Below are 19,658 nucleotides of genomic sequence, written 5' to 3' on the forward strand. Positions count from 1 at the left end.
GCTCCTGCCGCCGTCCCCGCCCCCACGCCAGCGCGAGCGGCTGTGGCCAAGACCGCTTCTTCCAAGCGCGGCAAGGCCCGCGCCCAGAACGCGCCGCGCAAGCTGTTCGTGCTGGACACCAACGTGCTGCTGCACGATCCCAGTTCGCTGTTCCGCTTCGAAGAGCACGACATCTTCCTGCCGATGATGACGCTGGAAGAACTGGACCACCAGAAGAAGGGCATGTCGGAAGTGGCGCGCAACGCGCGCCAGGTCAGCCGTTCGCTGGATGCGCTGGTGCAGGACGCCACGCAGCTGGACGAAGGGCTGGAATTGGCCAAGCTGGGCAACAAGGACGCCACCGGGCGCCTGATGTTCCAGACGACGGCCATCCATAGCACCCTGCCCTCCGACCTGCCGATGGGCAAGGCCGATAACCAGATCCTGGGCGTCGTCCGGGCCTTGCAGGAAAAGTACCCGCAGCGCGAGGTCGTGCTGGTGTCGAAAGACATCAACATGCGCCTGAAGGCGCGCGCGCTGGGCATGGCCGCCGAAGACTACTTCAACGACCACGTCCTGGAAGACTCGGACCTGATGTATTCGGGCGTGATGCAGCTGCCCGAAGACTTCTGGAACAAGCACGGCAAGGACGTGGAGTCCTGGCAGCAAGGCGGCACCACCTTCTACCGCATCCACGGCCCGCTGTGCTCGCAGTTCGTCGTTAACCAGTTCGTCTACTTTGAAGGCCAGATGCCGCTGTACGCGCAGGTGCGCGAAGTCAGCGGCAAGATGGCGGTGCTGGCGACCTTGCGCGATTACACCCACGGCAAGAACAACGTCTGGGGCATCACCGCGCGCAACCGCGAGCAGAATTTCGCCATGAACCTGCTGATGAACCCCGAATGCGACTTCGTGTCGCTGCTGGGCCAGGCAGGCACGGGCAAGACGCTGCTGGCGCTGGCCGCGGGCATCACACAAGTGCTGGAGACCAAGCGCTACACCGAGATCATCATGACGCGCGTCACGGTGCCCGTTGGTGAAGACATCGGTTTCCTGCCCGGCACGGAAGAAGAGAAGATGCTGCCGTGGATGGGCGCGCTGGAAGACAACCTGGACGTGCTCAACATGGGCGACGGCGAAGGCAACGGGGACTGGGGGCGCGCCGCCACCATGGACCTGATCCGTTCGCGCATCAAGGTGAAGTCGCTGAACTTCATGCGCGGCCGCACGTTCTTGAACAAGTATCTGATCATCGACGAAGCGCAGAACCTGACGCCCAAGCAGATGAAGACGCTGGTGACCCGCGCGGGCCCTGGCACCAAGGTGATCTGCCTGGGCAACGTCGCCCAGATCGATACGCCGTATCTGACCGAAGGCAGTTCGGGCCTGACGTTCGTCGTCGACCGCTTCAAGGGCTGGCCGCATTCGGGGCACGTCACGCTGCAGCGCGGCGAGCGTTCCCGTCTGGCCGACTACGCCGGGGATGTGCTGTAGGGCATCCGCGGTCAAGCATGAAAAAAGCCCCTTGAGCGATCAAGGGGCTTTTTTTCTTGCCTGGGCAACGGGCCGACGGTTACTTGTCGGCCGCGTTGGTGATGGCATTGCCGGCCCGAGACATATCCTTGCCCATGCCCGCGACGGTATTGCAACCGGCGAGCACGAACCCGAACACGACAAAGGCGGTCAGCACGATCTTGCCGCGCATGCTGGAACTCCTGAACAAAAAGAAAGAAAAAGGTGCCAGGTCAGGCGGACTGCACGTGCAGTCCGCCCGGGGCCGGGATCAGGCGATTTGGACGCGCAGTTCGCCCAGGCCTTCCACGCCGCCGGTGATCACATCGCCCTGCACGACTGCGCCCACGCCTTCGGGGGTGCCGGTGAAGATGATGTCGCCCGGCTGCAATTCGAACAGGCCCGACAGGTACGAGATGCTTTCGGGAATGTTCCACAGCATCTGCGAAATGTCGCTGGATTGCTTGCGCTGGCCGTTCACGTCCAGCCAGATCGCGCCCTTGTCCAGCGTGCCCACGACGCTGCGCGGGTGGATCGGGCCCATCGGGGCGGATTCGTCGAACGCCTTGCCGATTTCCCAGGGGCGGCCCTGCTTCTTCATTTCGCCTTGCAGGTCGCGGCGGGTCATGTCCAGGCCCAATGCGTAGCCCCACACGCATTCGTTGGCTTCTTCGACCGGAATGTCGCGGCCGCCCTTGCCCAGCACCACCACCAGCTCCATTTCGTAGTGCAGGTTGGAGGTCTTGGGCGGATAGGCCATCTTGCCGGTTTCTCCGTCGGCCACGCTCAGCACGGCATCGGCCGGCTTGCAGAAGAAGAACGGGTCTTCACGGCCGGTGAAACCCATTTCCTTGGCGTGTTCGGCGTAATTGCGGCCAACGCAATACACGCGACGGACCGGGAACAGCGCGGCGCTGCCGGCGACGGGGACCGCCACGGGCGGCTGGGGAGGTAGTACGTAGTCCATGAGCGATCAACCTATGACAAATACGTGAGGCGGGCGGGCTTATCCTGGGGCGGCCCGGATATCAAAAAATCATCCGCGAGTTTATCGCTTTCCCGGGCGCAAGGCGCGCCCCTTGCGCGTTCAGGAAAACGTAGGGATATCCCCATCGAACACCACCAGGCGTTCGATGAAAGCCGCCATGTACGCCTTCATCTCCTGGTGGGCGGCGGACACCTGGTAGCGGTCATGCGCCGCGCCGTCCGCGAAAGCGGCCACAACCGCATGGGTCAACCCGTCTGCGCGCCCCGCCCGGTTGGGCCGGAACGCATACCCCGCCACCCCGTCGCATTCCGCCAGTATCCGGTCGCAATACCCCTGGACCCGCCCATGGAAATCGGCGTCGGCCGCGGCCGACAGTTGCAACATCACGACATGCAGGAACATCAGGACTCCTTTTTCACGCGGGTCGCGGCCCGCCAGGCGCGCGACACCAATCCCATGATGCCGTCTCGCAACAGGAGCACGCACAAGACAAAAATCGCGCCCTGGACGATCAGCACCCAGGACCCCAGCGGCGCCAGGTAGTTCTGCAGCGACACGAAAGTCAGCGCGCCGGCGAGCGGCCCGAACACCGTGCCGATGCCGCCCAGCAGCGCCATCAGCACGACCTCGCCGTTCGCATGCCAGTGCACGTCGGTCAGCGAGGCCACGCCGAACACCAGCACTTTCAGCCCGCCCGCCAGCCCGGCCACGGACGCCGACAGCGTGAACGCGATCAGCTTGTAGTGCGACGTGGAGTAGCCCAGAGACCGCGCGCGCTGCTCGTTGTCGCGAACCGATCGGATCACTTCGCCGAAGGGCGAATTCAGCACGCGCAGGACAAACGCGTAGCCCAGCGCGAACACCGCCAGCGTGAAGTAGTACATCGGCATCACGTTTTCCAGGTCGAACACGCCGAACAGCTTGCCGCGCGGCACGCTTTGCAGGCCGTCCTCGCCCCCCGTGAACCCGGCCTGCACCGCAATGAAATAAACCAGTTGCGACAGCGCCAAGGTGATCATCGCGAAATAGATGCCCTGGCGGCGGATGGCGATGGCTCCGAACAGCAGGCCCAGCAGCCCGCCCGTTACCACGCCGGCCAGCAAGCCGAGTTCCGGCGTGGCGCCGAACAGCTTCATGACGATGCCGGTCGCGTAGGCCGCCGCGCCGAAGAACGCCGCATGGCCGAACGACAGCAGGCCCACATAGCCCACCAGCAGGTTGAAAGCCGCCGCGAACAAGGCGAAGCACAGCACCTTCATGAGGAACGTGGGATAGACGAACCAGGGCGCGATCAGCGCCACCACCGCCAGTGCCGCCATCGACACCCGCATCGCGCGCCGGCTCAACTGCACGGGCTGACGCGTCGCTTCCGCGGCCAGCACGTTCTGCACTTGCAAGGGCTTGCCGAACAGCCCCGCCGGCTTGCACAACAGCACCAGCACCATGATGATGAAGATCGCCAGGTTGGCGGCCTCGGGGTAGAACACCTTGGTCAGGCCTTCGATGATGCCCAGCCCGAAGCCGCTGACGATGGCGCCCATGATGGAGCCCATGCCGCCAATGACCACCACCGCGAACACGACCACGACCAGGTTCGATCCCATCATCGGGCTGACCTGGTAGATGGGCGCCGCGATCACGCCCGCGACCGACGCCAGGGCCACTCCCAACGCATAGGTCAGCGTGATCAGCAGCGGCACGTTGATGCCGAAGGAGCGGACGATCGTGGGGTTCTCGGTGGCAGCGCGCAGCATCGCCCCCACGCGTGTCTTTTCAATCAGCACCCAGACGGCCAGGCACAACACCAGCGACACCGCCACGGCCCAGCCGCGATACCAGGGCAAGAACATGAAACCCAGATTGACGCCGCCGGTCAGCGCCTTGGGGATGGTGTAGGGCAGGCCCGACACGCCGTAGGCCTGCCGCAGGCCGCCTTCGATCAGCAGCGCGATGCCGAAGGTCAGCAGCAACCCGTACAGATGGTCCATGCGGTAGGTGCGAGAAATCAGCAAGCGCTCCGTCACGATGGCGAACACCGCCATGATGAGGGGCACCAGCACCAGCGCTGCCCAGTAGTTCACGCCCAGATAATTCAGCAGCATCCAGGCCAGGAACGCGCCCGCCGTGTACTGCGCGCCATGGGCAAAATTGATGATGTTCAAGAGGCCGAAAATGACCGCCAGGCCGATCGACAGCAAGGCGTAGAAGGACCCGTTGATCAGGCCGAGCAATAGCTGGCCGAACAGCGCCGTGGACGGCACACCGAAAATTTCGAACACAGGCATTCTCCTTTCAGACGCCCAGGCGGCGCGCGATCCGGGCGGGATCGCGGCGCGCCTCATCCGCCGACAGCTGGTCAACCACGCAGCCGTGCTCCATGACGTAGTGGCGGTCCGCCACCTTGGTGGCGAAGCGGAAGTTCTGCTCGACCAGCACGATGGTGAAGCCCCGCTCCTTCAAGGTGCGGATGGCCTGCCCGATCTGTTGGACGATGACGGGTGCCAGCCCTTCGGTGGGTTCATCCAGCAGGATCAGTTGGGCGCCCGTGCGCAGAATGCGCGCAATCGCCAGCATCTGCTGTTCGCCGCCGGACAGGTTGCCGCCCGAACTGGCGCTGCGTTCGCGCAGGTTCGGAAACAGTGTGTAGATCTCGTCCAGCGACATGCCGCCGGCGGCCAGCCGCGGCGGCAGCATCAGGTTTTCGGTGACGCTCAGGCTGCGGAATACCGCGCGTTCCTCGGGGCAATACACCACGCCCAGCCGCGGAATGCGGTGCGGCGCCATGCCTACCGTTTCTTGCCCGTTCAGCCGGATGGATCCGCGCCGCTTGTCCAGGATGCCCATGATGGCGCGCAACGTGGTCGTCTTGCCTGCCCCGTTGCGGCCCAGGATGGTAACGAGTTCGCCCCGATTCACATCGATGTCCACGCCGTGCAGCACATGGGATTCGCCATACCAGGCGTTGAGGTCTTTGATCGCCAGCATCTCAGTGCACCTCCTCGTCGGAGCCCATATAGGCGGTGATGACCCTTTCGTCTTGCGAGACAGCGGCGTAGTCGCCCTGCGCCAGCACCGCGCCGCGCGCCAGGACGGTGATGGTGTCGGACAGGTCGGCCACCACCGACAGGTTGTGCTCGACCATGAGGATGCTCCGGTTCACCGACACGCGCCGGATCAGGGCCGCGATGCGTGCGACGTCTTCCTGGCCCAGCCCCGCCATGGGTTCGTCCAGCAGCATGACCTCGGGCTCCAGCGCCAGCGTCATGGCGATTTCCAGCGCGCGCTTGCGGCCATAGGGCAGCAACGCGGCGGTGGTATCCGCCAGCGGCGCCAGACCAACCGCGTCCAGCAACTCCATGGCGCGGCCGTTCAGGCGATCGACGCTTCGGCGGCTGCGCCAGAAGCGCAGCCCGTCGCCGTGCTGGCGCATCAGGGCCACGCGCATGTTCTGCAATACGGTCAACCCCAGGAAGACGGCGGAAATCTGGAATGAACGGACGATACCCAGCCGCGCGATCTGCTCCGGGGCCAGCGAGGTGATGTCGCGCCCGCGGTAGTGGATGACGCCGGCGTCCGGCGCCAGGAATTTGGTCAGCAGGTTGAAGCAGGTGGTCTTGCCGGCGCCGTTGGGGCCAATCAGCGCGTGGATGGAGCCTTCTTGCAGGGCGAGGGTCACGCCGTCCACGGCATTGAAGCCGCCGAACCGCTTGACCAGCCCCTGCGCGGACAGAACCGCTTGGGTGCTCATGGGTCGCTCCTACATGCGGGCCAACAGGCCGCCGTCGATCGCCAGGACATGCCCGTTGACGAACGACGCGCCCGGCGACGCCAGATACACGACCGCGGGAGCAATGTCTTCGGGCGCGGCCCAGCGCCCGGTCGGCACGGCGGTGGACAGGAACGACTGGAACTGCGGATTGTCCTGCAGCCCTTGCGTGAAATCCGTGCGGACGAAACCCGGCGCGAGCGCGTTGCACGTCACGCCGCTGGCGCCGTATTCCACGGCCAGCGCCCGCGCGAACGCCGCGATGGCGCCCTTGGCGGTCGCATAGGCGGCGATGTTCGGCATGGTCGCCTGCCCCGCCACGGACGACATCAGGATGATGCGGCCAAAGCCGCGCCGGCCCATCCCAGGCAGGACGGCGCGGGCGCAATGGAAGGCGCCGTTGACATGCACGTTCTGTAGCGCCTGCCATTCGGCGGGGCTCATCTCGACCACCGGTTTGCGATTCTGGTTGCCGGCGTTGCTGACCAGCACATCGATGGCGATTCCAGCGGCCTCCAATTGCGCGACGGCGGCGGCCACCGCCGCCCCGTCGGCCACGTCGAAGGCGGCGCCGCGGGCCTTGATGCCATCATTCGCCAGCTGGGCGCAGGCGGCATCGCAGGCCTCGGTCGACAGGTCGTTGACCACGACCTCCGCGCCAGCCATTCCCAGGCCCCGCGCGATGGCGAAGCCCAATCCCCTGGCGGCCCCCGTCACCAGCGCGACGCGCCCTGCCAGACCGAACGTCTGGTTCAGATAGTCGTGTTTCAAGCTTGTCTCCTTGTCTTATATGCACCGGATCTCTGGGTCCGGCCTGTGTCGCCTTGCTTTCTGGATGCAAAAACAAAGTTGACATCAATCTCAATATACGCGACTATTTTTAAACACTCAATAACAAGATTTTTGCTTTATCTTCAATAACGAGTTACGGCTAGGAGACAAACCATGGCCCTCGAAACCCCCGGCTGCCCTGCGGCCAATGCGCTGCCGCCGCTGGCCTCGCGCTTCCTGAAAGTCGCCGACCTGCCTTGGAAACCCACCCAGGTGGAAGGCATCGAGATGAAGGTGCTGATGCAGGACAAGGAGTCCGGCCTGCTCACTGCCCTGTTCCGCTGGCAGCCCGGCACCGAACTGCCGCTGCATGAACATGTGGAGGTCGAGCAGACCTACGTGCTGGAGGGGTCCATCGTGGATGCCGAAGGCGAAGTGTGCGCGGGCGACTACGTCTGGCGTCCGCGCGGTAACCAGCACGTGGCGCGCGCACCCAACGGCGCGCTGGTGCTGAGCTTTTTCCTGAAACCCAACCTGTTTATCGACGCCTACGCCGGCCAGACGCTGGAATAGGCCTGACCGTTCCGCATGACCCCGCGCGACCGCCCGGCACAGGGCGGCGCGCAAAGAACCAAGCCCCCGAGGAGACACCCCATGAAGACCCGAATCAAGAACAGCCTTGCCGCCTGCGTGCTGGGCACCCTGTCCCTGTCCGCTCAGGCGCAGGTGTCCGACGATGTCGTGAAAATCGGCGTGCTGGGCGACCAGTCCGGCATGATGGCCGACCTGTCCGGCAAGTTCGGCGTGGAAGCCGTGAAGATGGCCGTCGAGGATTTCGGCGGCAACGTGCTGGGCAAGCCCATCGAAGTGATTTCGGCCGACCACCAGAACAAGGTGGATATCGGCGTATCGGTCGCCCGGCGCTGGTACGAGAACGACAAAGTGGACTTGATCCTGGACGTGCCGAACTCGGCCATCGCGCTGGCGGTGCAAGACCTGACCCGGCAGAAGAAGCGCGTCGTGATCTTCACCAGCGCGGGGTCGGCGGACCTGACGGGCAAGGCCTGCTCGCCCAACGGCATGCACTGGACGTACGACACCTACGCCTATGCCACGGGCGTGGCCAACGGGGTGATGCAGGACGGCGGCAAGAGCTGGTACTTCATCACGTCCGACTACGCCTTCGGCCATTCGCTGGAACGCGACGCAATGGCGGTGGTGAAGGCCAACGGCGGCCAGGTAATCGGCAGCGTGCGCCACCCCATCGCCAGTTCGGACTTCTCGTCGTTCCTGCTGCAAGCACAGGCGTCCAAGGCGCAGGTGATCGGCCTGGCCAATGGCAGCGGCGACACCATCAACAGCATCAAGCAGGCGTTCGAATTCGGCATCATGGGCAGCAAGCAACGCGTGGCCGCGCTCTTCATGAGTATCGTGGACGTGCGCAGCGTGGGGCTGGAATACGCCCAGGGCCTGAATCTGGTTGAACCCTTCTACTGGGATCAGGACGACAAGGCGCGGCAATGGTCCGAGCGCTACTTCAAGCGCACCGGCCGCATGCCCTCGATGGTGCAGGCCAGCAACTACAGCGCCACCATGCATTACCTGAACGCCGTCAAAGCCGCGGGCACCGACGGGTCCGAAGCGGTGCTGAAGAAAATGCACGACACGCCCATCAATGACTTCATGACCGAAAACGGCCGCATCCGCGAAGACGGTCGGGTGATGCGCGACCTGTACCTGTTCCAGGTGAAGAAGCCGTCGGAGTCCAAGCGCGACTGGGACTACTACAACCTGGTGCGCAAGATCCCGGCCGAGCAGGCGTTCCGACCGCTGAAGGACGGCGGCTGCTCGCTGGTGAAGTCGTGATGGACGGCGCGCTTGGCCTCTTGGCCGGCAAGCGCGCCGTGGTCACGGGGGGCGCCAACCCCCGTGGCATCGGCGCGGCCGTCGTCGACCTGTTCCTGGCGCAGGGCGCGACCGTGGCGGTGCTGGACCAGGCCTATCCCGAACGCGCAGGCGCCGGGCTGGCGGATGGCCGCGTGGACGTGCATTGCGACGTGTCGCGGGGCGAATCGTGCGAAGCGGCCCTGGCGCAAGCCACGCAAGCGCTCGGCGGCGTCGACGTGCTGGTCAACAACGCGGGCATCGTCGCCGCGACCCGCATCTGGGACCTGGCCGAGGACGAATTCCGCCGCATGATTGACGTGAACCTGACCGGCACGTACAACGTCACGCACGCAGCCTTGCCGGCCCTGCTGGAAAGCACCCGGCGGCCAGCCATCGTGAACCTGGGCTCCACGGCCGCGCTGCGCGGCGGCGGCCTGCTGGGCGGTTCGCACTACGCGGCCTCCAAGGGCGGGGTCATCAGTTTCACCAAAGCGCTGGCACGCGAACTCGGCCCGCGCGGCGTGCGCGCCAATTGCGTGGCCCCGGGCATTATCGAAACCGACATGACGCTGGGAAAATTCGGCGAAAATTGGGAACAAGAACTCAAACAGGGCATTCCGCTGCAACGCTTCGGCCTACCCGCCGACGTCGCGCAGGCCATTCTCTTCCTGGCTTCGGACCTGTCCTCCTACTCAACCGGCATCGTGGTCGACGTCAACGGCGGCTTCCACATTCACTAGGCATTCCCAGAAGCAATGAGCACTCCCGACCGCATGCTGTCCATCCTCGACCTCTTTCGCGACGGCACCACCGCCGCGTTCCAGGAAGACGTCATGGCACATCTGGAGTGCTCGCGCGCAACCGCCTACCGGTACCTGAAATCGCTGACCGAAAGCGGTCTGCTCGCGCCCACCGCGGGCGGCGCGTATGTGCTGGGATCGCGCATCATCGAACTGGACCGACACCTGCGCCAGCATGATCCGTTGATGCGCGCCGCGCGCGACGTCATGCGCGCCACGGGCGACGAACTTCACGCCAACTTGATGCTGTGCAGCTATTACGGCGACAAGGTCCTGTGCGTGGACCGCTATTGGACCGACAACTCCATCGAATCCAGCTATGCGCGCGGCCGCCCTTTTCCGATGTTCCGCGGCGCCACCGCCAAACCCATCCTGGCCAACCTGCCGCCCTATCAGCTGCGCAACCTGATGCTCTGGCATGCGGCCGAAATCCGCGAGGCGGGGCTTGGGGACGACTGGGACGCGTTCAGGGCGAACCTGAAGCGGTTGCGCACGGCTGGCGTGTGTGTCTCGCACGGCGAGGTCGACCGTGGCCTGATGGGTATCGGCGCGGCGATATTCAGCGCTGAACAGAAGGTCGTGGGCAGCCTGGTGTTCATCGCATCGCAAGCACACACCCCGCCCGAGCGCCTGGATCTGCTGCAGGCGCGCATCCAGGTCGCCGCGGCCGAGGTATCCCGCAATCTGCAGGCGCCACAAAGCAACGGCGCGGCGGCGATCGGCATCATGCCGTCGCGGCCGCGCCGCATCAGAGCGCCGGCCGGCTCAGCGCCGGCACGGCCCAAAGCCTGATCAGGCCTTGTTGTAGCGTTCCACGCTGTTCACGATTTCCTCGTGGGCGGCGTCGACGCCCTTCCAGCCTTTGACCTTGACCCACTTGCCCTTCTCGAGATCTTTGTAGTGCTCGAAGAAGTGCTGGATACGCGCGACGTCTTCGGTCGGCAGATCTTCGTAGGACTTGATGTTGCGGTACGGGGGGTACAGCTTTTCGATCGGCACGGCCAGCAGCTTGGCATCGCCGCCCGATTCGTCGTCCATTTCCAGCACGCCGATGGCGCGGCAGCGCACGACGGCGCCGATCTGGATCGGGAACGGGGTCAGCACCAGCACGTCGGCGGGGTCGCCGTCGTCGGACAAGGTCTGGGGGATGTAGCCGTAATTGCACGGATAGTGCATGGCCGTCAGCATGAAGCGGTCAACGAAAATCGCCCCCGTCTCTTTGTCGACCTCGTACTTGACCGGGTCGGCGTTCATGGGGATTTCGATGATGACGTTGAAGTCTTCCGGCAGCTTCTTGCCAGGGGAGACGCGATCAAGACTCATGATTCAACCTTGTTGAGTGTCTGAAGAAATGTTCAAAGCGAGCCGTCGTCCTTGAACGGCGGCTTGGTGGCCGGCACCGGCGCCGGCGCGGTGGCGGGCGCAGGCTTCGGGCTGGCGGGAGGGGCCGGCGAGTACGTCGGCACGGGCTCGTCGAAAGCCGCCGCCGGGATCGGGGCGCTGTCGAAGTACTCGTCGATGTCGGACGTGCCGCCCGCAAGCGGCGCGTCTTCCGGCGCCAAGGCGCGGTCGCGCTGGTCCTTGTTGACGCGCGCATCGGGATCCAGCACGTAGTCGGAGGCCGATGCGGCCACCGAAGGCGGCAACGCCGGGTAGTCGCCACCGATGTCGGCATCGCCGTCGTTGTCCGACAAGCCCACCGCGTAGCCGCCTTCGGCGTCTACCCGGTATGGGTCGGATCCCGTATCCGCGGCAGGAAGCGCGGCATCCGCCGCCAGCACCGGCAGCGCCATGCTGGCCGCCGTGGCCAGGCGCCAGTGGCGCACCGCATCCGCGGGACGTTCCAGGCGATCGTACAGGCTGCCCAGCAATGCATGGGTCTGCGCATCGCTGCGGCGGCTGAGACTACGCAACAGATAGCGTTCGGCCTGCCCCCACAATTGGCCGTTCAGGCAGAGCATGCCCAACGCGGTCAGGAGGTCGGGATCCGTGGGGCGCTGTTGCAGCCACGTTTCAGCGCGGGCCAGGCGGCGCGATACCTGCTCGGCTTCGCAGCGGGCATAGGCCGCCACCAGCGTCGGATTGAACTTCACGGCCACGGCGGCTTCCAGCACGCGGGCCGCTTCGTTGGCTTCACCCGCCGCGTCGAAGGCGGCCGCGCCGGCCAGCGCGATATCAGGCAGCAGGCGCTCTTCGGCCTTCAGGTCTTTCCAGATGGCGCGCCAGGCATCGCTATTGGCAGCCGCGCGCAAACGCGCCGCGCCGGAAGCGTCGATCAGCTGGTCGGCTTCGCTGCGCGCCAGGGCGTTGCGGCGCACCAGGCCGCGGGCCAACGTAAAGACCTGCTCGTCATGCTGGAGCGCGGTGTGTGCGCGCAACAGCAGGCGCATGGTGTGCAGGTGGCGGGCTCCGCCGTCGGCCAGCGGCGCCAGCACCGCCAACGCGCGCTCGGCGCGGCCTTGATCCAGCAGCATGTCGGCCGAAACCGTGGCCGTGGCTTCCACCAGGCCCGGTTCGGTGCCGGCGTGTTCCTGCGCGGTCGCCAGCAGGCGGTCACGGCGGTCGAATTCGCCCAGGCCATGCGCGGCCCGCGCGGCGGACAGCGCCGCCAGCACGCGGCGGGTCTTGACCTTGGTCTGCTCAAGCAGTTTGGTCAGATCCTTTTCGGCATGGGTGTAGCGGCCTTCCAGCAAGCCGATCCAGCCGCGCTCCAGCAACTCGTGGTCGCGGGCCTGGGCGCGTTTGCCCCGCCATACGCGAACGCGGTCGGGGATGGCCAGCAGCCACGCCAGCAGGCGCAAACCGATGTACAGCACGATGAAGGCCGCGACGATCAGCAGGACGGCCAGCGTCAGCGACATCCCGATGCGCCACGGCCAGACCAGCAACAGCACGTTGCCGGAATGGGATCGCAGCACCACCGCCAGAGCGACGGCGATGACGGCAAGCAGCAGAGTCCAGAACCAGGTACGCATAAGGCTCAGTCCTGCCCGCTAGTCTTGAAACCCGCGGCGCGCAACGCGGCCACGGCGTTCAGGCTGTCGGCCACGTCCGGCATGCGCACGGCGATGTCGGTCTGCGCCAGTTCGCGCGCCAACGTCTGGGCGGCGACGGTGTCGGGGGAACGGTTGTCGAAGTACTTGGCCAGCGTCACACCGACATTGTCGAGTTCGCTCTTCCAGACGGCGGGCTGGCGCATCAGCATGGCCAGTTGCACGGTCAGCAGGCGCTGGCGCAGCGTGCCGCGCACCTGATCGGCCTGTTCGGGCGACAGCAGCAAGGCGGCGGGTTCGTCCACGCGCTGGATGGTGATCAGTCCGCCCAGCTCTTGCGCCAGCGCGGAACCCGCGCGGCCGGGCCACGAGACCACTTCGGCGCGCCAGCGCTGCCACCACGGGGCATCGGCCGGCAGGCCTGCCTGCGGATCGACCACCGGCGCGGGCGCCACGGCCGGGCGGCTTTCGCCGGCGGCAGCCACGCCCGGGGCAACGGTGTCCGGCACCAGCAACGGCGCCTTGCCAACCAGCGACACCAGCCGCTCGATGCGAGCCGATTGGGCGGGGATATCCACGGTGGAGACGGCGCGCAGGCGGTCCAGGTCGCCGTTGATGGCCTGTTGCAAGCTGGAGAAGCGGGGGCGGTCGGCGCGGGCCAGGCGCGATTGCGCGGTTTCCAGCGCCACGATCGCGTTGGACACGTTGCCGGCCAGGCGCAACTGCTGGTTGGCGATGGTCAACAGGCGTTCGACGTCATTGGCCAGCAGCTCATCGCTGGCGCCGTCGTTGAAGTTCTGCCAGGCCAGTTGCAACGCGTTGTATTGGCTTTGCGTTTCGCGCACGGTGTCTTCGAGTTCGCCCACGCGGCCGGCTTGGGCCTGCGCCAGCGCCAAGGCCTCGCGCGTGTCCTTGCGGGCTTGCGCCACGTCGGCCGTCAGCGTGTCGATGCGCGACGCAACCTCGCGCCCGGCGGACACGAACTGCGTGCGCTGCTTCCACAGCGCATACCCCAGGCCAACGGCCAGCAGGATGACGATTATCAGGGCGGTGACCAATGGGCCACTGCCGCGCTTGGCCGGACGGGCCTTGACGGAATCGGCCGGGGCCGATGCGGGCGCACTTGCGCCCGGGGCGGCCGTGGGAACGACCGGATCGGTAGCGGGAGTCTTGTCTGTCATGACGCGATTGTATTCGGTGTCTGTCCGATGCAACGAATCAAGCAGCAACAAAAGCCTGGAAAATCGACTCGTCGTTGGGTAAGCAGATTTTTACCATTGCTGGTGGCGCATCGCCATGACAACCCGCCGGCACGCGGCGCGCCAGCGAGGGATGGGTCAGCACGAAGCGGCATCGCTCCCACCAGGAAGCCAGGCCCGCGGCGTCCAGGCCGGCGCGCACGGCATCCGCGCCTTCGCCGCTGGTGATGAGCCACGTGGCGCTGACGCCGGCATCCGCCCAGCGCCGCAGCGGCGCCAGTTGCGCCGCATCCCAGCTGGCCGGGCGGCGCAGATAGGCCGCGTGGCGCGTAACGGCCGCGCCGTGCGCCTCAAGCCGGTCTCCCAGCCAATCCCGGCCCTGGGTGCCGCGCACCAGCAGCACGCGGGCCGGTAGCTGCGGCAACCCGCAAAGCACCTGCCACAAGGCCTCGGAGTCATGGCTGGGCGCATCCTCGCCGGGATGCAGAACTGTTGTATTCGCGCCAAAGCCGGGCGACTCGCGCAGCCCCCCGGCACTGGCGGGCCCGACCGTGGCGGCAATGGTGCCGGCCGGCCAGACGGACGGCCCGTCCGCGCGGGCCAGTTGGTCCAGGTACTGCTTGCCCGCATTGCCGCTGACGAACACGACCATGTCAAAGTCGGCCGGCCGCGGCAGGTCCGTGGTGGCGACGTCCAGGGGCTGGATTTCAAGGGCAGGCAGCATGCAGACCGACCAGCCGGCGTCGTTCAGGCGGCCGGCCAGCGCTTCGTTTCGGCCCGCGGGCCGTGTCAGGACAGCGACTCGCGGCGGCGTGGACATCAGTCCGGCCGGGGGTCGGCTTGCAGCAGTTCCTGGAGGATGGCGGCTGCGCCGGCATCCAGCAGTTCTTGCGCGGCGGCGATGCCCAGGGCTTCGGCGCCCGCCACCGGACCGCTGCGGGTCGCATGGACCATGCGCGTGCCGTCGGGTGAAGCCACCAGCGCGCGCAGCGAGAGCGTGTCGCCCGAGATCTCGGCGAATGCCGCCAGCGGCACCTGACAGGAGCCGCCCAGCTTGCGGGACACGGCCCGCTCGGCCAGCACGCAGGACGTGGTGGCCGCGCTGATCAGCGGCGCCAACCACGCGCGCATGTCGTCGCGATCGTCGCGGATTTCGATGCCCAGCGCGCCCTGCCCGGCAGCCGGCAGACTGTCGGCCGGGTCCAGCAGGCTGCTGATGCGCCCACCCAACCCCAAGCGTTCCAGTCCGGCGGCCGCAAGGACGATGGCGTCGTATTCGCCCTTGTCCAGCTTGCCCAGGCGCGTGTCCAGATTGCCGCGCAGCGGCTTGACCGACAGGGCCGGATAGCGCGCGCGGATCTGCGATTCGCGGCGCAGGCTGGACGTGCCCACGACTGCGCCCGCCGGCAGGTCTGCCAGCGTTGCATAGCGATTGGACACGAAGGCATCGCGCGGATCGGCGCGATCAAGGACGGCGCAAAGCTCGAACGGGGCTTGCAGATCCACCGGCACGTCCTTCAAGGAGTGCACGGCGAGATCGGCGCGCCCGTCGAGCAGCGCGTTTTCGAGTTCCTTGACGAACAGTCCTTTGCCGCCCACTTTGGACAGGGTGCGGTCGAGGATCTGGTCGCCCCGGGTCGTCAGGGTAAGAAGCTCAACCGCGCACGCCGGGTAGAGCGTGCGCAGCCGGTCGCGCACATGCTCGGCTTGCCACAGGGCAAGCCGGCTGGCGCGGGTCGCGATGACCAGGCGTTGCGGAAGAGACACGTGACGTCATCAAACGAAATTGGAGACGATGACCGTCGCGACTACCCCGAGGATGGCCAGCACGAAAAGGCCCTGAAGGAGGCTCAGGCCCGATTCGGATTGCTGGGGATCAACGGATCTACGCAGACTCATGGGATTCCTTGGAAGCGATTTTGCGGCTTGCCAGCCACCGTCCAAGGACAACAACGAGCAAGGCGCCGATAATTTCAGCGGCGATTTTAACCGTAGTGGGCTGAACACCGAATTGACGTTCGACAACAACGTCGGTAATCAGCATGCCACCAGCGATCCAGCCCAGCAAGGCGGCGCCAAACGTAACCACCAACGGGTACTTGTCGATCAGCTTGAGGACCAGCGTGCTGCCCCAGATGATGATCGGCACGCTGACGATCAGGCCGAACGCAACCAGACCGATCTGATGGTCGGCATGGGCGTTCTGGGCTGCGCCGGCAATGGCGATCACGTTGTCCAGGCTCATCACGAAGTCGGCGATGATGATGGTCTTGATGGCCGCGGCGATGGATGTCCCACCCTTCACGTTGCCATGCGCATCGTCTTCAGGAACCAAGAGCTTGACGCCGATCCAGACGAGCAGCAGGCCGCCGACGACTTTCAGGAACGGGATCGACAGCAGCGTCAGTGCGAAAGCGATCAGCACGACACGCAGGATGATGGCGCCCGCGGTACCCCACAGGATGCCCTGCATGCGCTGTTTGGGTGCCAGATTGCGGCAAGCCAGCGCGATCACGACGGCGTTGTCGCCGCCCAGCAGGATGTCGATGAGGATGATCTGGAATACCGCTGCCCAACTCAGCGTCTGGAAAAACTCAAGCACTATAGAACCCCCGAAGGCATTTATATGAAAAGAAAGGCCGGTCCCGAGCCGGCCATCCCGCCGTGCCATGCACGGCAGGATCATTCAAAACAACTGATTATTGTAATTCAGCTTTCAGTCAGCTTTCTGGCGCATCAGCAAAACTTTACCAATTGCCAACACCAGCACCGCACCCAGTGCGCCCGTCATCAGCTCGAAGCTGTGATGCGTGACGCCCAATGCCGCGTCGATGCGCGCCACCGGTTCCTGCAGGGCGGGGTCGCCCACCAGCAATTCGCCTGCGATGAAGCCCAGCAGCGCCGCCCCCACCCAGACAATGAGCGGAAAACGTTCGATGACCTTCAGAAGCAGCGTGCTGCCGAAGATGACCAACGGAATGCTGATGGCCAGGCCCAAAACCAGCAAGGTCGTGTCGCCCATCGCGGCGGCGGCAACCGCCACCACGTTGTCCAGGCTCATGACCAGATCGGCAATCATGATAGTGCGAATTGCAGTCAGCAGATTGCCTTGCGTCTTGCCTGCGCCGTCTTCGTCGCCTTCCGGCATCAGCAGCGTCACGCCGATGTAGACCAGAAGCAACGCGCCGATCAGCTTGAGCCACGGCAGCAGCAGCAATTTGGCTGCCACCAGGGTCAGCACGATACGCATGATGATCGCGGCGGCCGAACCGATCGTGATCGCTTTCTTCTGTTGGGCCGGGGGCAACGAACGCGCCGCCAGCGCAATCACCACGGCGTTGTCGCCTGATAGCAGGATGTTGACCCAAATGATCTGGAGCAGCGCTATCCAGAATGCCGCTGAACTGAGTTCCATGCCTCTCTTTCCTAGGTGTGATCCCCCTAGGACAAACCAAATTAATGGATGAAAAAAAACGAAAGCCGTACTGACCGTCTTGGTGCGAGCCCGACGGCATTCTTGCTGGGTACGTGCGAAATTTCTTTCATTATAGTTTCGTTCAGCTTTCCGTATGATTGGACGACCGCGATATGGACACGGGATTTCCCTAGGTTCGCCCGGGAATTCCACGCCTTTACCCCTGTGCACGGACAAAAAAAAGCCCGCCGAAGCGGGCTTTTTGGCGCAATGCTGAAAGACTTACAGCACCGACTTGAGCAGCTTGCCCATTTCGGAGGGGTTGCGCGTGGTGCGGATGCCGCAAGCTTCCATGACTTCCAGCTTGGCGTCGGCCGTGTCGGCGCCGCCGGAGATCAGGGCGCCCGCGTGGCCCATGCGCTTTCCGGGAGGAGCGGTGACACCAGCGATGAAGCCGACGACCGGCTTCTTCATGTTGTCCTTCGCCCACTCGGCAGCGTTGACTTCGTCCGGGCCGCCGATTTCGCCGATCATGATGACGGCGTCGGTGTCGGGATCGTCATTGAACATCTTCAGGACGTCAACGTGCTTCAGGCCGTTGATGGGATCGCCACCGATACCGACGGCGCTGGATTGACCCAGGCCCAGTTCGGTGACTTGCGCCACGGCTTCGTACGTCAGGGTGCCCGAACGGCTGACGATGCCGATGCGGCCCTTACGGTGGATGTGGCCCGGCATGATGCCGATCTTGATTTCGTCCGGCGTGATCAGACCCGGGCAGTTCGGGCCCAGCAGCAGCGTCTTGCTGCCCTTGGCCTTCATGCGGTTCTTGACTTCCAGCATGTCGCGAACGGGGATGCCTTCGGTGATGCAGATCACCAGATCCAGTTCGGCTTCGACAGCTTCCCAGATGGCGGCGGCGGCGCCGGCGGGCGGCACGTAGATGACGGACACGGTTGCGCCGGTGTCGGCCTTGGCTTCCTTCACCGAAGCGAAGATCGGCACGCCTTCAAAGTCTTCACCCGCTTTCTTGGGGTTCACGCCGGCCACGAAGGCAGCTTTACCATTGGCGTACTCACGGCACATGCGGGTGTGGAACTGGCCCGTCTTGCCCGTGATGCCCTGGGTGATGACTTTGGTGTCCTTGTTGATCAGAATCGACATTTGTGAATCCTTGGGTATTTTTTTACTTGACGGCCGCTACGACGCGGGTGGCGGCTTCGGCCATCGTGTCGGCGCTGATGATCGGCAGGCCGGAGTCGGCCAGCATCTTCTTGCCGAGTTCTTCGTTGGTGCCCTTCATGCGGACGACCAGCGGCACGTTCAGGTTGACGGCCTTGCAAGCAGCGATCACGCCTTCGGCGATGACGTCGCAGCGCATGATGCCGCCAAAGATGTTGACCAGAATGGCCTTCACGCTCTTGTTCGCGAGCATGATCTTGAACGCTTCGGTGACCTTCTCGGCCGTAGCGCCGCCGCCGACGTCCAGGAAGTTGGCCGGCTCGCCGCCGAACAACTTGATGGTGTCCATCGTGGCCATGGCCAGACCGGCGCCGTTCACCAGGCAGCCGATGTTGCCGTCGAGCTGGATGTAGGCCAGGTCGAACTTGCTGGCTTCGATTTCAGCCGGATCTTCTTCGTCCAGGTCGCGGTAGGCGACGATTTCCGGGTGGCGGAACAGGGCGTTGGAGTCGAAGTTGAACTTGGCGTCCAGGGCGATGATGTTGCCCTTGCCGTCGCGGTTCAGCGGGTTGATTTCGACCAGCGAAGCATCGGTGTCCATGTAGCACTTGTAGAGCTTCTGGAACACGTCCACGGCTTGGGCGGTGGAGTCGGCGGGCAGGCCGATCGCGTTGGCGATCTTGGTGGCTTGCTCGGCGGACAGGCCGGTCAGCGGGTCGATGTATTCGGTGATGATCTTCTCGGGCGTGGAGTGAGCCACTTCCTCGATGTCCATGCCGCCTTCGCTGGAAGCGATGAAGGCCACCTTCTGCGTGGCGCGGTCAGTGACCAGCGACACGTAGTATTCCTTCTGGATGTCGGCGCCGTCTTCGATGTACAGGCGACGAACCTTCTGGCCTTCCGGGCCGGTCTGGTGCGTGATCAGCTGCATGCCCAGGATTTCCGAGGCCAGCTTGCGGACGTCGTCCAGCGAGCGCGCCAGCTTGACGCCGCCGCCCTTGCCGCGGCCGCCCGCGTGAATTTGTGCCTTGACGACCCAAACCGGTCCACCCAGCTTTTCAGCGGCAGCCACGGCCTCGTCGACGGAAAGAGCGGGGATCCCGCGCGGCACCGGGATGCCAAATTGCTTCAGCAGTTCCTTGCCTTGATACTCGTGGATTTTCATG

Annotated in this window: 22 protein-coding genes; 5 read left to right on the forward strand and 17 right to left on the reverse strand. The window is 65.0% G+C overall.

What is annotated here, in order from left to right:
• Nucleotides 1-1,473 (forward strand): PhoH family protein (locus tag CQ050_RS00005; protein ID WP_233213766.1); only part of this gene is annotated, 1,473 nt, incomplete at its 5' end.
• Nucleotides 1,474-1,552: 79 nt separating this feature from the next.
• Here CQ050_RS00005 and CQ050_RS00010 read toward each other — a convergent pair.
• The 7 genes from CQ050_RS00010 to CQ050_RS00040 form a co-directional block, all read right to left on the reverse strand.
• Nucleotides 1,553-1,684, reverse strand: a complete 132-nt coding sequence (locus CQ050_RS00010) for an entericidin A/B family lipoprotein (RefSeq protein ID WP_008164311.1) — start codon at nt 1,682-1,684, stop codon at nt 1,553-1,555.
• 78 nt (nt 1,685-1,762) lie between these two features.
• On the reverse strand, nt 1,763-2,458 hold the full coding sequence (locus CQ050_RS00015; protein ID WP_105554848.1) for a fumarylacetoacetate hydrolase family protein: 696 nt from the start codon (nt 2,456-2,458) through the stop codon (nt 1,763-1,765).
• 120 nt (nt 2,459-2,578) lie between these two features.
• Nucleotides 2,579-2,881, reverse strand: a complete 303-nt coding sequence (locus tag CQ050_RS00020) for a Dabb family protein (RefSeq protein WP_105554849.1) — start codon at nt 2,879-2,881, stop codon at nt 2,579-2,581.
• Complete coding sequence (locus CQ050_RS00025) at nt 2,881-4,758, reverse strand: ABC transporter permease (protein WP_105554850.1); 1,878 nt, start codon at nt 4,756-4,758, stop codon at nt 2,881-2,883. Before CQ050_RS00025 ends, CQ050_RS00020 begins: the two co-directional genes overlap by 1 nt.
• A 13-nt stretch (nt 4,759-4,771) precedes the next feature.
• On the reverse strand, nt 4,772-5,464 hold the full coding sequence (locus tag CQ050_RS00030) for an ABC transporter ATP-binding protein (RefSeq protein WP_105554851.1): 693 nt from the start codon (nt 5,462-5,464) through the stop codon (nt 4,772-4,774).
• A gap of 1 nt (nt 5,465) precedes the next feature.
• Nucleotides 5,466-6,227 carry an ABC transporter ATP-binding protein gene (locus tag CQ050_RS00035; protein WP_105554852.1) on the reverse strand — a complete coding sequence of 254 codons (762 nt, stop codon included), beginning with the start codon at nt 6,225-6,227 and terminating at the stop codon, nt 5,466-5,468.
• Between the two features lie 9 nt (nt 6,228-6,236).
• Nucleotides 6,237-7,016 carry an SDR family NAD(P)-dependent oxidoreductase gene (locus tag CQ050_RS00040; protein WP_105554853.1) on the reverse strand — a complete coding sequence of 260 codons (780 nt, stop codon included), beginning with the start codon at nt 7,014-7,016 and terminating at the stop codon, nt 6,237-6,239.
• 174 nt (nt 7,017-7,190) lie between these two features.
• Between CQ050_RS00040 and CQ050_RS00045 the strand changes: the two genes are divergently transcribed.
• The 4 genes from CQ050_RS00045 (at nt 7,191) to CQ050_RS00060 (ending at nt 10,495) form a co-directional block, all read left to right on the forward strand.
• Nucleotides 7,191-7,589, forward strand: a complete 399-nt coding sequence (locus CQ050_RS00045) for a cupin domain-containing protein (RefSeq protein WP_006225001.1) — start codon at nt 7,191-7,193, stop codon at nt 7,587-7,589.
• 81 nt (nt 7,590-7,670) lie between these two features.
• Nucleotides 7,671-8,882: an ABC transporter substrate-binding protein gene (locus CQ050_RS00050; protein ID WP_105554854.1), complete on the forward strand. Its 1,212-nt coding sequence runs from the start codon at nt 7,671-7,673 to the stop codon at nt 8,880-8,882.
• Nucleotides 8,882-9,643, forward strand: coding sequence for an SDR family NAD(P)-dependent oxidoreductase (locus CQ050_RS00055; RefSeq protein WP_105554855.1), 762 nt, complete (start codon nt 8,882-8,884; stop codon nt 9,641-9,643). Before CQ050_RS00050 ends, CQ050_RS00055 begins: the two co-directional genes overlap by 1 nt.
• A 15-nt stretch (nt 9,644-9,658) precedes the next feature.
• The gene (locus CQ050_RS00060; protein WP_105554856.1) at nt 9,659-10,495 is read left to right on the forward strand and encodes an IclR family transcriptional regulator; all 837 of its coding nucleotides are present in this window, start codon (nt 9,659-9,661) and stop codon (nt 10,493-10,495) included.
• On the opposite strand, the gene ppa is transcribed toward CQ050_RS00060, so the two are convergent.
• The 10 genes from ppa to sucC all read right to left on the reverse strand — a co-directional run bounded on the left by ppa (nt 10,496) and on the right by sucC (nt 19,657).
• On the reverse strand, nt 10,496-11,026 hold the full coding sequence (gene ppa / locus CQ050_RS00065) for an inorganic diphosphatase (protein ID WP_006225005.1): 531 nt from the start codon (nt 11,024-11,026) through the stop codon (nt 10,496-10,498).
• A 32-nt stretch (nt 11,027-11,058) separates the two neighbouring features.
• The gene (locus tag CQ050_RS00070; protein ID WP_105554857.1) at nt 11,059-12,678 is read right to left on the reverse strand and encodes a heme biosynthesis HemY N-terminal domain-containing protein; all 1,620 of its coding nucleotides are present in this window, start codon (nt 12,676-12,678) and stop codon (nt 11,059-11,061) included.
• 5 nt (nt 12,679-12,683) lie between these two features.
• A complete protein-coding gene (locus tag CQ050_RS00075; protein WP_105555533.1) occupies nt 12,684-13,877 on the reverse strand; it encodes a uroporphyrinogen-III C-methyltransferase in 1,194 nt (397 codons plus the stop codon).
• A 37-nt stretch (nt 13,878-13,914) separates the two neighbouring features.
• The gene (locus CQ050_RS00080) at nt 13,915-14,715 is read right to left on the reverse strand and encodes a uroporphyrinogen-III synthase (protein ID WP_105554858.1); all 801 of its coding nucleotides are present in this window, start codon (nt 14,713-14,715) and stop codon (nt 13,915-13,917) included.
• Complete coding sequence (hemC, locus tag CQ050_RS00085) at nt 14,715-15,662, reverse strand: hydroxymethylbilane synthase (RefSeq protein WP_105554859.1); 948 nt, start codon at nt 15,660-15,662, stop codon at nt 14,715-14,717. Before hemC ends, CQ050_RS00080 begins: the two co-directional genes overlap by 1 nt.
• A 9-nt stretch (nt 15,663-15,671) precedes the next feature.
• Nucleotides 15,672-15,794 carry a hypothetical protein gene (locus CQ050_RS31235; RefSeq protein ID WP_006218348.1) on the reverse strand — a complete coding sequence of 41 codons (123 nt, stop codon included), beginning with the start codon at nt 15,792-15,794 and terminating at the stop codon, nt 15,672-15,674.
• Nucleotides 15,781-16,497 carry a TerC family protein gene (locus CQ050_RS00090; RefSeq protein ID WP_105554860.1) on the reverse strand — a complete coding sequence of 239 codons (717 nt, stop codon included), beginning with the start codon at nt 16,495-16,497 and terminating at the stop codon, nt 15,781-15,783. The genes CQ050_RS31235 and CQ050_RS00090 overlap by 14 nt, the downstream gene beginning before the upstream one ends.
• A gap of 114 nt (nt 16,498-16,611) precedes the next feature.
• Nucleotides 16,612-17,310, reverse strand: a complete 699-nt coding sequence (locus tag CQ050_RS00095) for a TerC family protein (RefSeq protein WP_105554861.1) — start codon at nt 17,308-17,310, stop codon at nt 16,612-16,614.
• Nucleotides 17,311-17,592: 282 nt separating this feature from the next.
• Complete coding sequence (gene sucD, locus CQ050_RS00100) at nt 17,593-18,474, reverse strand: succinate--CoA ligase subunit alpha (RefSeq protein WP_006218345.1); 882 nt, start codon at nt 18,472-18,474, stop codon at nt 17,593-17,595.
• A 22-nt stretch (nt 18,475-18,496) separates the two neighbouring features.
• Nucleotides 18,497-19,657: an ADP-forming succinate--CoA ligase subunit beta gene (sucC, locus tag CQ050_RS00105; protein ID WP_105554862.1), complete on the reverse strand. Its 1,161-nt coding sequence runs from the start codon at nt 19,655-19,657 to the stop codon at nt 18,497-18,499.
• Nucleotide 19,658: the final 1 nt, after the last annotated feature.

The organism is Achromobacter sp. MYb9 (assembly GCF_002975275.1).
Taxonomy (GTDB): domain Bacteria; phylum Pseudomonadota; class Gammaproteobacteria; order Burkholderiales; family Burkholderiaceae_B; genus Achromobacter.

Coding starts and splice junctions, on each gene's coding strand:
- CQ050_RS00095 (WP_105554861.1), bottom strand. CDS start 17,310: ATGGAACTCAGTTCAGCGGCATTCTGGATAGCGCTGCTCCAGATCATT.
- CQ050_RS31235 (WP_006218348.1), bottom strand. CDS start 15,794: ATGAGTCTGCGTAGATCCGTTGATCCCCAGCAATCCGAATCGGGCCTG.
- CQ050_RS00045 (WP_006225001.1), top strand. CDS start 7,191: ATGGCCCTCGAAACCCCCGGCTGCCCTGCGGCCAATGCGCTGCCGCCG.
- CQ050_RS00075 (WP_105555533.1), bottom strand. CDS start 13,877: ATGACAGACAAGACTCCCGCTACCGATCCGGTCGTTCCCACGGCCGCC.
- CQ050_RS00010 (WP_008164311.1), bottom strand. CDS start 1,684: ATGCGCGGCAAGATCGTGCTGACCGCCTTTGTCGTGTTCGGGTTCGTG.
- sucC (WP_105554862.1), bottom strand. CDS start 19,657: ATGAAAATCCACGAGTATCAAGGCAAGGAACTGCTGAAGCAATTTGGC.
- CQ050_RS00050 (WP_105554854.1), top strand. CDS start 7,671: ATGAAGACCCGAATCAAGAACAGCCTTGCCGCCTGCGTGCTGGGCACC.
- CQ050_RS00070 (WP_105554857.1), bottom strand. CDS start 12,678: ATGCGTACCTGGTTCTGGACTCTGCTGCTTGCCGTCATCGCCGTCGCT.
- CQ050_RS00035 (WP_105554852.1), bottom strand. CDS start 6,227: ATGAGCACCCAAGCGGTTCTGTCCGCGCAGGGGCTGGTCAAGCGGTTC.
- CQ050_RS00015 (WP_105554848.1), bottom strand. CDS start 2,458: ATGGACTACGTACTACCTCCCCAGCCGCCCGTGGCGGTCCCCGTCGCC.
- CQ050_RS00020 (WP_105554849.1), bottom strand. CDS start 2,881: ATGTTCCTGCATGTCGTGATGTTGCAACTGTCGGCCGCGGCCGACGCC.
- CQ050_RS00080 (WP_105554858.1), bottom strand. CDS start 14,715: ATGTCCACGCCGCCGCGAGTCGCTGTCCTGACACGGCCCGCGGGCCGA.
- sucD (WP_006218345.1), bottom strand. CDS start 18,474: ATGTCGATTCTGATCAACAAGGACACCAAAGTCATCACCCAGGGCATC.
- CQ050_RS00060 (WP_105554856.1), top strand. CDS start 9,659: ATGAGCACTCCCGACCGCATGCTGTCCATCCTCGACCTCTTTCGCGAC.
- CQ050_RS00055 (WP_105554855.1), top strand. CDS start 8,882: ATGGACGGCGCGCTTGGCCTCTTGGCCGGCAAGCGCGCCGTGGTCACG.
- CQ050_RS00030 (WP_105554851.1), bottom strand. CDS start 5,464: ATGCTGGCGATCAAAGACCTCAACGCCTGGTATGGCGAATCCCATGTG.
- ppa (WP_006225005.1), bottom strand. CDS start 11,026: ATGAGTCTTGATCGCGTCTCCCCTGGCAAGAAGCTGCCGGAAGACTTC.